The sequence below is a fragment of the Parerythrobacter aestuarii genome (genome assembly GCF_030140925.1).
Classification (GTDB): domain Bacteria; phylum Pseudomonadota; class Alphaproteobacteria; order Sphingomonadales; family Sphingomonadaceae; genus Parerythrobacter; species Parerythrobacter aestuarii.
This window is the reverse complement of the sequence record NZ_JARBWD010000001.1, coordinates 974,764-987,868: the sequence shown is the minus strand read 5'-3', so window position 1 is coordinate 987,868 and position 13,105 is coordinate 974,764. Positions and strand designations below refer to the sequence as shown.

Here is a 13,105-nt window from a genome sequence, read left to right as displayed (position 1 = left end):
TTTCAATTTGCCACTCGACTAGGATCACCTTACGTTTGCGTCAACTGGCATTCTCTGGACGAGCGGCGCATCCGGTTGCCAAGCAGATAGCCTTACGCATAAAGCGCGGCGGGATCATGACGAAGAAGCTATTCGAAATAAATCCGGCGCTCGATCGCGCTGAGCTCGCCACCCGTTTTGCGCGCGATACACGGGTGCAAGTGCGGGATGTCCTGACCCGGGACACTGCTGAGGAGATTCGCTCGATCCTCCAGAACTCGACTGCGTGGGGCCTCGCCATGCAGGCTGACGGGTCCGAATTCCAAGGGCCGCAACAGGTCCTTCACCGCGACATGGCTACGCCGACAGGCCAGCAGCGTGCGCAGGCGCTGGGGGCAGCCACCGATGCTGCAGGCGCTCGCGGAGACTATGCTTTTCGCTATGCCCAGTACCCGATCGTGCAGGCGGTGCAGGAAGGCTGGGATCCCGGCGGCCCGCACGAACTGATCCTCGAATACATCAACACGCCTGACTTCCTCCAGCTGGCGCGCGACATCACCGGGTTTGGCGACCTGGTGAAGGCCGATGGTCAGGCCACGCTGTTTGCCCGATCGCAGTTTCTCGGCCTCCATATCGACAGTCACGTCGCAGAAGGTTGGAAGGTCGCCTACGTTCTCAATCTCACGATTGACGACTGGAAGCCGGACTGGGGCGGTTACCTGCAATTCTTCGATAGCGACGGCAATATCGAGCAGGCTTTCCTGCCTCGGTTCAACAGTTTGAACCTGCTCGCGGTGCCACAGCCCCATTCCGTCAGCATGGTGGCCCCATTTGCACCGCTGGGTCGCTACGCCATCACTGGCTGGTTGCGGGACCGGTGAGTTCGCTGACGCCACAGGAATGGCATGGTCGGGCCATATCTGCCGAACGGGCAGGTGATGTCGCCGCAGCAAAGGCTGCGATCGAACAGGCGCTGTCGGAACATCCCGGCCATGCCGACTTGCTCAACACCGCCGGCAATCTCGCGATCCGAAGGGGAGAGCCTGCAGAGGCCGCCGAACACTTTGCAGCAGCGCTCAAGGCGAGGCCGGGAACGCTCGACTTCGCGATCAATCTGGGCATTGCCCAAACCGGGGCCGGTTTCCCCCGCGAAGCACGTCGGACGCTGTTGGACTTCGCCGAGGAAGGCGCGAAACTGCCGCGCTATTGCGCGGCCATGGGTCACGCGGAGCGCGCAGCGGGCGATCCGGCCGGAGCAGCTCGATGGTATGACGCCTGCATCGCCCTCGATCCGGCGCACGCTCGTGCGTTGCACGGCCGGGCACGCATGGCCATCGAACGCGGTGAAGCGGATGCCGTGGAGCGAGTGGACAGGGCGCTGGCGATCAATGCCGCCGATGCCGATTTGTGGTTGGCCAAAGCACAGGCGCTCGATGTCGCTGGCGATGTCTCAGGCGCGCGCAACATAGCCGAGCAGATCGTGCAGCAGGCTCCGGGCTGGCTCGAGGGCCTGCGATTCCTGGCCCAGCTGCGCCACGCAATGGGCGATGTTGACTTTACCGCGCCCTATGCCGAGGCGGCCCGGCGGGCACCGCAGGACCCGAATATCCCGGCCGATCATTGCGCGGTTCTGGCGGGGCTCGACTATGCCGCCGAAGCAGTGGAAGTCGCAGCGGATGCGTATCGGCGGTTCCCTGACCAGCCTCATTTTGGCTTGCTTGAGGCTATCAACGCTGGAGCGGCGGGCGACGATGCGCACGCCGAAAGCGTATTCGCTGAACTCCAACTCGAACGCGCAGACCGCTGGCTCCATGAAGCACGGCACCGCATCCGATTGGGGCAGCTGGATCGCGCCCAGGAACTGCTAGAAAAGGCGCTGGCCGAGCAGGCGTGGGATATTTCGGCCTGGGCAATGAGGGGGATTGCTTGGCGGCTTGCGGGCGATGACCGTGCCTCCTGGCTGCATGAACAGGCCGGGTTGGTCAGCCTGCTGCCGCTGGTTGATGCCGAAGCGGTTCTCGCGCCTGCGATCGAGAAACTCCATGCCTTGCACGACGGCTCACCAATGCCGCTGGGTCAATCGCTGCGCGGCGGGTCGCAGACACGTGGGATCTTGTTCCATCGGTTGGAGCCGGAGTTTGCAGCCTTGCAGCAGGCCATCCGCGCGACGCTGGAGAACTATCGTGACCAGCTTCCTTCGCACGATCCGACCCATCCTCTCCTGCGTCACCGCGACACACCGTGGAAGATCCTGGGCTCGTGGTCGGTGCGCCTGTTTGGAGGTGGTGATCATCATACCGCTCACATCCATCCGCAAGGTATCGTCAGCTCGGCCTGCTACCTGGTCCTGCCGGAAGGACGGCAACCAGGCGATGGTGCACTCGAGATCGGGCGTCCAGCGCCGGACCTGCGGCTCGATCTAGGCCCGGTGCAGGTTATCGAGCCGCAGATTGGCCATCTCGCACTGTTTCCCAGCACGCTCTATCACGGCACAACCCCTTTCAGCGCTGCTCAAAGGATGACGGTTGCTTTCGACGTCGTCACCGACGAAGACTCACTGCCATGAGTAATGTCGGCGAAGACGCGTGGGGAGATTTCTGGGCCCAGCAGGACGGTCAGGGACAGGGCGGTTGCCTGCCTGACGGTTGGAGTGGGATCGAAGCTCTCCAAAGGGCCAAGTGGCAGGACTGGTGCGCCGCTCTTCCCCAGCAAGCGCGCGTTCTCGACCTGGCAACAGGTGACGGGCGGGTGTTGGGATGGCTGGCAGCCAAGCGTCCCGACCTCTCCCTCGTCGGTATCGACCTTGCACCCGAATTGCCGACCCCGCCGCAGGGTTGCGAGACCATTGGCGGAATTGGAATGGAGAAACTCCCTTTCGACGCCGGGAGCTTCGATGCGGTCGTCAGCCAGTTCGGGTTCGAATACGGCAACACGGCTGAAGTATCGCAGGAAGTCGGACGTGTCCTCAGGCCGGATGGCACGGTGGCGCTCATGACACATCGGATGGACGGGCCGATCCTTGCCCATAACCGCGATCGGCGGATGCAGATCGGGTGGATCTTCGACCGCAAGGACCTCTTTACAGTGGCGCATGCCGCCTTGGCCCACCGGGTCGAGGGCCAGGCCTATGTTCCGCCGCTGGTCATGCAGGCCGTACAGGAAGGCGCGCAAAGGTTCGGAGCCAATTCGGCCGCATGGGAAATCTCCGAGGCGATAAGGCGGACCCTGCTGCTAGGCGCAGGCGTGACAGGCCAGCAGGTTGCATCAACCTTGGAAACCCTCGCTGGCCGGGCCCGGAACGAGATCGGTCGGATCAATTCCCTCGAACAGGCCTGTCGCACGACAGCCGATGGCGAGGGTTTCCGCAGCGCTATTCAGTCTGGTGGGCTGGTGGAAACCAGATCGACCCCGCTGAGCGAGAGCGGCGCTGCCGACCCGTTTGCCGACTTCAGGGAGCTTACCCTGCAGTCTTAGGGTCGAGCGCCCCTACCCCTCGTGACGACTTGACCCACCGGCTTCTCGGTAAGCCCTTGGTCGCGTGTTTCTTGAATTGTCGATCCGCCCAGAGCGGACAAAAGAAAAGGGCGGCGAGGCCGAAGCCTCACCGCCCGTTTTCTTTACCGTGTGACCGGTCGCTTAGAAGCGGACTGCAATCGAAGCGAAGAAGTCACGGCCCAGCACGTCGTAGGTGCTCGGGTAGGTGTTGGCCTGCTCCTGGTTCGAACCCACCAGCGTACCGTTGTTGGTGCTGCTGACGAAGCCGTTGGCGTCGAAAGTCGGCGTCTGCGGCAGGGTGTCGAACAGGTTGTTCACGCCGAGAGCGATCGTCACCTGTTCGTTGACTTCGAACGAGAAGGTCAGGTCGACGAGGTCGTAGGCGTTGATGTTCTCAACACCGTTGAACGCTGCGTAGTCGACCGTGTCATCGTCATCCTTGACGCTGCTCAGGTGACGCCAGCGGATCGAGGTGGTCAGCGGACCATCCACGAACGACGCACGAGCGGTCCACTTGAACGACGGGGTCGGCTCGCCACACTCGTTGGCGAATTCACCCGCGCACTGCACCGTACGGTTGAGACCAACCACCGGCACGAAGCCCGAGGTATCCGTCCAGGTGCCGAGGAAGTTCATGTTGAACGTCTGTTCACCCGTATCGGTCAGCAGCGAGAACGGAAGTGTCGTCGAGTAGTTGACCTGAAGGTCGACACCCGAGACGAACAGGCTTGCGATGTTGGCGTTGCCAACCAGCGGCGGATTAGCCGTGGTGATGGCACCGGCACCATTACGCGTACCGACGAACGCCTGACATGCTGCGCTGTTGATATCCTGGATATCGGCGTAGCAGAGGTTCAGGAGGCCCTGGAGACTACCACCAGCAACCGAGATTGCGTTGTCGACGCTGATGTCGAAGTAGTCGGCCGTGATCGTCAGGCCCGGAATGAACGCCGGCTGCAGGACCACACCAGCGGTCCAGCTATCCGAAGTTTCTTCCGAGAGGTTCGGGTTACCGCCGAACAGTGCCGGGATCTGAGCGTTCAGCTGAATGCCCGGGTTACCGACGTTGGCTGCCGGGACGCCAGTCGCTTCGCACAGTGCGCGAACGGTAGCGTTAGTGGCTGCGGCCGGATCGGCACAGGGGTCGTTCGCGCCAGGGAAGCCAATGGCCTGGCCCTGGAACAGCTCACCCACGTTCGGAGCACGAACCGCGCGCTGGTACTGACCGCGAAGGGTCAGACCATCAACCGGTGCGAATTCCACGCCAGCAGCATAGGTCCAGACGCCACCGATTGCCTGCGTCGAGTAATCGGAATAGCGCGCAGCACCGGTAGCTTCGAGGCGAAGACCGCTGTCGGTTTCGAGGATCGGGATGTTCAGCTCGGCGAAGAATTCGCGAACGTTGTAGCCACCTTCGGTCGGGCTACCGGCGTTGAAGCCGATAACGTCACCCGATGCGAGTGCGGTGTCCGGAATGAAGCGCGAACCGACTTCACGGTATTCGACACCAACGGCGAAGCCGATGTCGCCACCGCCCATGCCGAGGTCACCGAGGAAGCCCGAAAGGGCAGCGTTGGCAACTTCAAGCGTCGAAATGTCGCCGTTCTGTGCCTGGATCGAGATCTGCTGAACCATGGCGGGCGTGAGCGTGCCAAGGCCGAAGATGTTGATCGCCGGAGCCGAGCCGTCGAGACCGGCCTGGAAGGCCGAGCGCGAGATGTTACCGGCCTGGACGTTGGCGTTACGCGTACGTGCATACATGTAGTAGGCATCGTAGTTCAGCCAATCGGTGATCGAACCACGAACGCCGCCCAGCACACGGAAAGCATTACGCTCGTCGAGGCTGTTACGCGGACCGGTTTCGATCGTACGGCGCTGCAGGAACAGCACGGTGTTGCCGGGGTTGCCGTCGGTTTCGGTCGCATCCAGCTGCTGCAGCTGAGCGAAGTCGCCCGGCGACAGGAACGGCTGGATGGTAGCGAGGTTGACGTTGAACGAACCGGTTACCGGGGTAGCAGCAAGCTCCTGGGCAACGCGGTTGTTGACGAACGACACTTCCATGTAGGCTTCGTGACCATCGGCAAACTCGTAGTCAGCGTAGCCGCCCATCAGGTAACGTTCCTGCGGGATCTGCAGGTAGTTGACCGGAGCGTAGTTGTAGGTGTCGCCGGTACGGGTGCGGAATTCACCCGGGGTGTTGTCGAACACGACTGCGCGGTTGGCAGCGAATTCGGTGCCGGTGCGGTCGCCGTCACCGAAGTAACGGATCACGCCGTTCGGCAGGGTCGACGAACCGAACTGCAGCTGGTTGAGGCCGAAGGCTTCACCACCAAGAGCAAAGTTCGAGAACGCACGGTCGCCCTGGAAGATCGGCTTACGGTTGTAGTACTCGGCGTAGACAGTGGCGCTACCGCGACCATCGTCGAACGAAGTGCCGATTGCACCGTAGATCTGGTAACGAGCGCCGTCACCTTCCTGGGTCAGCGAGTACTGTGCACCAGCTTCGATGCCTTCAACGTCCTTGAGGCGGAAGTTGACGACGCCAGCCAGAGCGTCCGAACCGTAAACTGCCGATGCACCACCGGTCACGACGTCCACGCTGTCGAGCAGGAAGTTCGGGATGGTGTTAAGGTCGACGATCTGCGCTGTATCGTAGAACATCCAGCGGCGGCCGTTGACCAGCACCATGGTGCGGGTCGAGCCGAGGCCACGCAGGTTCAGCGTAGCAGTACCGGTACCCGGGTTGTTCGAGTTGGAGGTGAAACCCGGGACAACCTGCGGCAGCGTGTTGACCACGTTTTCGACGTTGACCGTGCCGGAGAGCTTGAATTCTTCATCCTGCACGACTGCGATCGGAGCAGCGGTTTCGACATTGCGCTGAGCAATACGCGAACCGGTAACGACGATCAGGCCGTCGTTGCTGGAAGCGCCTTCTTCATCCTGGGCATAAGCCGGAGTAGCGATCATCGCACCGGCCATTACGGTACCGGTGAGAAGAGCCGCCTTATTAAAACGGTTGGACATTCCAATCCCCTTGATCCCGCGTGCCCCCCTTGGGCACGCCTTGAACGGTTGGTCCTTCGGACACAGTGATCCGAATGATGCGCCTCTAGGCCACGGCCAAGCCTCGTATCAATCGAGAAACGGCGGATTTCGCGGTTGTTCGAGCATGTGTGACTTTGAAGTGACAGTTGGCGCGAGCGCTGCCATGTGGCAGTTCACAGCGACAATATCGGAGGACACATGCGGCGATTTCCCCTTCCTGTAGCCATTGGCTGCGCAGCCCTTGCAACTGGCGCTCTTCCCCTTGGGACAGCAAGCGCGCAAGACTCGGTGGTGCCTAATAGCGAGGACACGATCGAGCAGCTCAAGGCTTGTCGCTCGATTGCCGAACCGACCGCCCGGCTGGCCTGCTATGACAGGGAAGTCGGCGAAGTGATTGCGGCCACCGAAGATGGCAGCCTGCAGGTTGTCGACAAAGCCGATGTCGAGGAGACCAAGCGCGGCCTGTTCGGCTTCAGCCTGCCGAAGATCAAGCTGTTCGGCGGCGAAGACGGCGAAATGAACGAACTCGAGACGACGATCACCAAGGCTCGCCGTGAAGGTCGCGAAAGCTGGATTTTCACCACGCAGGAAGGTTCGGTCTGGCGCATTGCCGAGACCAAGATGGGCTGGAAACCCCCCAAGGCTGGCCAGACCGTCGTCTTCAAGAAAGCCGCGATGGGCAGTTATTTCATCCGCGTGAATGGCCAGACCGGGGTCAAGGGCCGGCGGATAGAGTGATCCCGCGAACTGCTACAACCCGTTGATATCAATAACGGTTTAGGCGACGCGGAATAAGGAAGGGGCGCAACCTTGCGGTTGCGCCCCTCCTTTCGTGCTTTTCCTGGCCTAGCGGATCAGAGCCCGCCCGGACCGCAATCATTGGCGAGGTAATCGAGCATCTTGGTGTAGAACGCTTCCTGATGCTCATACATGAGCGTCGTATAGAAGTGGTCTGCGCCCTTGAGCGTGAGATACTGGATGTTGGTCTTGCCCAGCTTGTCGGCAGCGTCCTTGAAGTCCTTCATGTGGTAGTAAAGAACTCGGCGGTCGACATCGCCATGGACCATCAGCAGCGGGATATTGGTCTTGGCGACATCGTTGTAGGGATGCACGCCGGTCTTGACCCCGCGGGTCTGGAACCAGTCATCGAGCGCCTTAGGAGCATAGGCGTCCACTACATCGCGATACCAGACATCGGCCCGCGAAACGGCTGCGCCGGCAATCGCACACTGGTAGATGTTGTCCTCGCGCTGCGCCGCGACGAGCGCGGCATAGCCACCGTATGACCAGCCGAACATGGCGATCCGGTCGGGATCGACCAGGCCCTGCTCCACGAGGTAGAGCGCACCGTCGTCCTTGTCGTCCTGCATGGCATAGCCGTGCTGGTCGTAAGCGGCATCAAAGTGCTTCTGGCCCCAGCCCACCGTCTGGCGATAGCCGGGCTGCAGCACCATGTAGCCGGCATTGGCCAGCAACTGGCCCCACTCGTCATAACCGACGACCTCGGGAACAGCCGGGCCACCATGCGGCAAGACGATCAGCGGGAACGGCCCCTCGCCCTTCGGCTTGGTCACATATCCCGGGATCATCATCCCGTCGCGCGCCGGATAGCGGATGAATTCGACGTCCGAAAGCTGGTCCGGCTTGAGATACGGGTTACGGCTGCCGAGCTTGACGATCTTGCCGTCCTTGACGAACCAGTAGGAACCAGGATCGCGCGGACCGCTGTTGGTCACGATCATCGACTGCCCGTCGAGCGAGCGGCTCGAGATCCGGACCTGGTGCGCATTAGGGATCAGCTGCTCGAGCTGGGCGTAAAGCGCCTTCTCTTCCTCGTCGAACCAGTGGTATTCCATCTTTGCGCCGGGATAGACTGCAGCCACCAATCGCTCATCCCCGGGGATCGAGCTCTGCAGGATACCCATGACATCGGCATTTTCGGCCTTGAACAGCTCGCGCGTGTATTCGCCGGTCTCGAAGTTGAACTCCCATAGCGACGCCTTGTCGGCCCCATTACGAGCTTCGATCATGTAGCCAATGTTGGGGTTGCTGGGATCGAAACCGGCCGGACCCTGAAAGCCACCTAGGAGGCGATAGAGCTGGCTCGGATCGTTCTGGTCCAGGACCGGGCCGAACTGCTTCCAAGAGCCGTCCCCCGGTTTGCGGTAGTAAGTCCGAACGGTCTTGTCGTCATCCTGACCCTGAGTGAAGCGCGGGTAACCGTTGTTGTCGAAACTCGCAAACGGGTACTTCGTCGTTCCCTTGAGAACGAGCGAGCGAGCCCCGCTCTCGAGATTGTAGCGATAATAGGACCGCGGGCGGAACAGGTCGAATGGATCGACACCGGTGAGATCGCTGTCGCCACGCCCCGTCTGGACCAGGACCGTGTTGGGATCGTCGGGCAGCGTGCTGACGATCGAGAAGTTGCCTTCGACCTGGTTGAACTTGTTCTTGTCGAGATTGTAGGAATAGGTCCGGTAGCTGCGGGAATCCTCTTCCTGTTTCTTCACCGACTTGCGCTTCTGCTGCCAGGCAGTTCCGAAGATGTAGTTGTTGCTGACCCAGCGTGCGCTGATCAGCTCCATTGGATCCGCGTTAAGGCGGCGTAGCGGCTTCGACATATCTGCCGTTGCGTAGATCTCCAGGATGTTTTCGCCTTCCTTGCTCTCGTTCTTGAGCAGCAGGATGTGCTTGCCGTCAGGCGAAAGCTGCATCGCTGTGATCGAATCGCGCAGCGACCACACCTCGATTGGCACGGTCGGCTGATTCTGCGGGCCCGCCATGGCGGGTATCGGCGACAAGGCCCCGCCGAGCGTCATTGCAACGCCGGCAGCGGCAAGGGCGGTGGTCTTCAAAAACTTCATGGAGCGACTCTTCCAAACTTCAGGGATTGGGAATGATATGAAAAGGGCGGCCCCGGCGCAATCGCACAGGGCCGCCCATTCATGGTTCAAGCAAGATGAACTCGCTTAGAACGACTTCTCAAGGCTGATGAAGAATTCGCGGCCATCGTAGTCGTAACCGTTACCGATCGCGACGTTGTTGATTGCGAACACTTCGTTGCCATCCACCAGCGGCGGAGCGGTGTCGAAGATGTTGCTGACACCGACCAGCACCGACCAGGTTTCTGCACGGTAGCGCAGCGACACGGTGTGCAGGAACTGGGCCTTGGCGAAGCCGACGTCGCGACAGAAGATGTTGTCGCCGGCCACATTGCCGTTGGCCGAGCCGCCGCCGAGGCAGGTATCGCCGATGAAACCGGTCGGGTTCCCGTCCGGACCGTTGCCGAACGCATCCGACAGCGGGTCGATACCAGCCGGATCCTGCTCCACCGGACCGGTGTAGTCGATGGTGTAGGTCAGGCGGAACTTGTCGACGCTGGCGCGGAACTGGGCGGTGCCGGTCCAACGCGGGAAGCCGAACTCGCCTTCGTCCGCATCATACAGCTCAACACCGGTGTCATCGATGAACAGCGTCGACTTCTCGAGCAGGTGATTGGCACGCAGCTGCACGGAGAAGCGGACGTTCTCGCCGAACATCGGGACATCGGTAGCGAGGAAGGCGTTGAAGTCGATGCCTTCGACCTTCTCGCGGTTGAGGTTGATGAAGCCCGAGTTGACCGAGTTGATCAGGCGACGCGAAGCCGCCGCCGTGTCAGCCGAGATACGGTCACAGAACGGGCTGCGCTGACCATCGTTGCGGGTGTAGCAGTCGTTGACGATGAACTGGCTGCTCGGCTCGATGATCGAGTCTTCCAGCTTGATGCGGAAGTAGCTCGCACCCAGGTTGATGTCGACACCGGCCAGGGTTTCTTCGAACGAGAAACCGGCCGTCAGAGCGGTCGAGGTTTCCGGATCGATGTCAAGGCTACCACCGGTAGTGACTTCGACGCTCGAGAACTGGTTGGTGTTGAGGCCCTGAGCATCGATACCGACGCTGGTCGGGTCGCGACCTTCACGCTGACAGTTCTGCAGGACAACCGGGTCACGCTGGTCGTCGGCTGCGCTGTAGGCACCGTTGACGAAAGCATTGGTCGGGACCGCACAGGGGTCGAACAGCGTGTTGAAGCCGCTCTGGCCGGCGAGGAAGTTCTCGCGCAGGTTCGGCGCGCGGAACGACGTACCGTAGGTGGCACGCAGCAACAGCGGGCTGAACGGACGCCAGCCAATCGCACCCGAATAGGTGTAGTTGGTGCCGTAGTACTCGTCGTCCGTGATACGGCCGGCGAGCTTGACGTCGAGTTCCTGGAAGCCCGGGACACCGGCGACGATCGGGAGATCGATCTCGGCAAAGGCTTCCTTGATTTCCTTGTTACCGACTGCACCCTTGTCCGAGAAGAAGCCCCAGAACAGGCCGTTCGAAGCAACGGTGTCAGGCTGCGAGTTGATCTCGTCGCGGCGGTATTCACCACCAAGCACCATCCCGACCGTACCACCCGGCAGTTCGAACAGGTCACCGGTGATGAAGGCGTTCCAGGTGATCTGCTTGTAGATCGTGTTGAAGACGCGCTCACCGAACAGGTAGTCACGTTCGGCCTGGGTGGCGAAGTCGCCGACGGCACCGGTCAGGACGCTCGGAGCGAACAGGTTGACCGGCACACAGCCCGAAGCATTCAGGTCCGGAGCAGCGAGGCTGGGGTTAGCCATGCCAGCAGCGTTACAGACGCCGATCCACAGCGGGTCGCCGAAGATGCCGAACACGTCGACGTTGGCATCGTAGTCGTCGGCAATACCGTCGCCGTCATTGTCGACGATGCCGTCGCCATTGTAATCGGCCGTCGGGTCGAGACCCAGCGCGAGGGCCAGGCGGTCCTCACGGATACCGCGGCGCTTCGAGACACCCTTCGCACGCGAATAGACGAGCGAAGTGTCGAAGCTCCAGCTCGGGCCGAAGATCGGCATGTCGCCGCGCATACCGACGACCGCGCGGATCTGTTCCTGCACAACGTCGATATCGTTGCGATCACCGCGGATCGAAAAAATCGGCAGGGTCGGCAGCGTGAAACCGGTCGACAGAGCAAACGGGGTACCGGTCAGTCCGAGACTTTCGTTATCAACAGCGCGACAGTCGACACCATCCGGGTTGGTCAGGAAGTTACACGGGTTGAACGGGTTCAAGTCAGGCACATAGGGGAAAACCTGCGCAATGAAGGTTTCTTCGCCGTAGATCTCTGCCCGGCTGTAGTTGAACTCGAAATACGGCGTCAGGTTGATTTCGCTGGGAATGGTGTACTCACCATACGCCATAATGTTGAGCAGTTTCTGCTCAGGCACGAAGACCTGGTTCTGGTTGGCACCGTTGGTGTTGACGTTCTGGAAGTCAACGTCGCGGATGCCGTCGCCGTTGGTGTCGAGGTCCTGTCCAAAGGCGTTGGTCGATTCACCGAACGGGAACGGACGGCCAGTGCGCGGATCGAGCGGGAAGTTGGCGATGTTGCCATTGCCCGGGAAATAGACCGAACCGAAACGCGCATAGGGCTGGAAGATACGGCCGCTGATGCCGCTGATCTTACATTCGCTCTCTGCAACCGAAATGGCCGGGTTACGGTTCTGGACCGCAGCGTTATCAGCCAAGCCAACTGTGCGAATGTTGCCGTTCTGGTCAATTTCGTAGTGGGTGTCGCAACCGTCGAAGAAGTCGCGGTCACGCAGGCGGATTTCGTCACGGACCGAGTATTCCACGCCGATGCCGAAGAAGCCGCGGTCGAAATTCTTACCCCAGGCTGCACCCAGCGTGTAGTCGTCGCCGCCACCCTGCGGGTTCACGTTGCCGTCGACACGCAGTTCCAGGCCGTCGAAGTCCTTCTTGAGGACAACGTTGACAACGCCCGCGACTGCGTCGGAACCATAAACCGACGATGCACCGTCAAGCAGCAGGTCATAGCGTTCGACCAGCGTACCCGGCAGCAGGTTGAGCGACGGGTTGGTCGGCGCGCCTTCCACACCGGCCGGCGCCATGCGGCGACCGTTGATGAGGAGCAGCGTACGGTCGGCACCCAGACCGCGCAGGTTGATGGTCTGCGAACCCGGGCCGTTGTCGAGCACGAAGCCCTGGAAGGTCGCATCGATCTGCTGGCCGGCAGCAGCTTCCGAGCGCTGCAGGATCTGGGCCGGATCGAACAGGCCGCCTTCGTTCTGGTCTTCGGAGGTGAGGACCTGCAGCGGCGAAATGCTGGAGAAGGTGTCGCGCTTCAGGCGCGAACCGGTAACGACGATCTGACCGCCACCAGGCGTCGGGGTCGGGGTGCTGATGTCACAGCCGTCAGGCAGGTTGCCGGCAGCGTCTGCAACGCACTCTTCATCCTGGCCATCTTCGTCCTGTGCGAATGCGGGGCCCGAAATGGCCAGCGCAACGACAGATGCCGAAACCGCGAGGCCCTTCAACGAATTCGATTGGAACTTTTTCATAACTTCTCCAGTCGCGACAACTGGAACTGGCGCGCCCCCTTCAGATAACAGCAACGGGAAAACCGCCCCAGGCAGCTTTCCCGATTATCCGAATGTGCGGGAACCCCCAGTTCCTGCGAAGGCATACGTCTGCATCAGGCCACCTCGGAATGTCAAAGCGGTTGGAGAGGGTTCCGTTC

At 61.2% G+C, this 13,105-nt stretch carries 7 protein-coding genes; 4 read left to right on the top strand and 3 right to left on the bottom strand.

All coding sequences use genetic code 11. The features are described from left to right. The first annotated feature begins 116 nt into the window (after window positions 1-116). From QPW08_RS04770 to QPW08_RS04760, 3 genes are read left to right on the top strand one after another with little or no spacing between them, the layout of a single operon-like run. Complete coding sequence (locus QPW08_RS04770; RefSeq protein WP_284124597.1) at window positions 117-860, top strand: 2OG-Fe(II) oxygenase; 744 nt, start codon at window positions 117-119, stop codon at window positions 858-860. Continuing rightward, a complete protein-coding gene (locus QPW08_RS04765) occupies window positions 857-2,545 on the top strand; it encodes a putative 2OG-Fe(II) oxygenase (protein WP_284124596.1) in 1,689 nt (562 codons plus the stop codon). Before QPW08_RS04770 ends, QPW08_RS04765 begins: the two co-directional genes overlap by 4 nt. Beyond that, window positions 2,542-3,453 carry a class I SAM-dependent methyltransferase gene (locus tag QPW08_RS04760; RefSeq protein WP_284124595.1) on the top strand — a complete coding sequence of 304 codons (912 nt, stop codon included), beginning with the start codon at window positions 2,542-2,544 and terminating at the stop codon, window positions 3,451-3,453. The genes QPW08_RS04765 and QPW08_RS04760 overlap by 4 nt, the downstream gene beginning before the upstream one ends. Before the next feature lie 162 nt (window positions 3,454-3,615). On the opposite strand, the gene QPW08_RS04755 is transcribed toward QPW08_RS04760, so the two are convergent. Continuing rightward, window positions 3,616-6,498 carry a TonB-dependent receptor plug domain-containing protein gene (locus QPW08_RS04755; RefSeq protein WP_284124594.1) on the bottom strand — a complete coding sequence of 961 codons (2,883 nt, stop codon included), beginning with the start codon at window positions 6,496-6,498 and terminating at the stop codon, window positions 3,616-3,618. A gap of 312 nt (window positions 6,499-6,810) precedes the next feature. Here QPW08_RS04755 and QPW08_RS04750 point away from each other — a divergent pair, with 312 nt between their 5' ends. Further along, complete coding sequence (locus QPW08_RS04750) at window positions 6,811-7,257, top strand: hypothetical protein (protein ID WP_284124593.1); 447 nt, start codon at window positions 6,811-6,813, stop codon at window positions 7,255-7,257. Window positions 7,258-7,373: 116 nt separating this feature from the next. Here the strand turns inward: QPW08_RS04750 and QPW08_RS04745 are convergent, their stop codons facing one another. Together QPW08_RS04745 and QPW08_RS04740 are read right to left on the bottom strand one after the other, a co-directional pair. Further along, window positions 7,374-9,383 (bottom strand): alpha/beta hydrolase family protein, encoded by a 2,010-nt coding sequence (locus QPW08_RS04745; RefSeq protein ID WP_284124592.1) that lies wholly within the window; start codon window positions 9,381-9,383, stop codon window positions 7,374-7,376. Window positions 9,384-9,488: 105 nt separating this feature from the next. Further along, window positions 9,489-12,926, bottom strand: coding sequence for a TonB-dependent receptor domain-containing protein (locus QPW08_RS04740; protein WP_284124591.1), 3,438 nt, complete (start codon window positions 12,924-12,926; stop codon window positions 9,489-9,491). Window positions 12,927-13,105 lie beyond the last annotated feature (179 nt).

Bases quoted from the DNA above. Each gene is read 5' to 3' on its own strand.
- QPW08_RS04770 (WP_284124597.1), top strand. From the start codon at position 117: ATGACGAAGAAGCTATTCGAAATAAATCCGGCGCTCGATCGCGCTGAG.
- QPW08_RS04760 (WP_284124595.1), top strand. From the start codon at position 2,542: ATGAGTAATGTCGGCGAAGACGCGTGGGGAGATTTCTGGGCCCAGCAG.
- QPW08_RS04755 (WP_284124594.1), bottom strand. From the start codon at position 6,498: ATGTCCAACCGTTTTAATAAGGCGGCTCTTCTCACCGGTACCGTAATG.
- QPW08_RS04745 (WP_284124592.1), bottom strand. From the start codon at position 9,383: ATGAAGTTTTTGAAGACCACCGCCCTTGCCGCTGCCGGCGTTGCAATG.
- QPW08_RS04740 (WP_284124591.1), bottom strand. From the start codon at position 12,926: ATGAAAAAGTTCCAATCGAATTCGTTGAAGGGCCTCGCGGTTTCGGCA.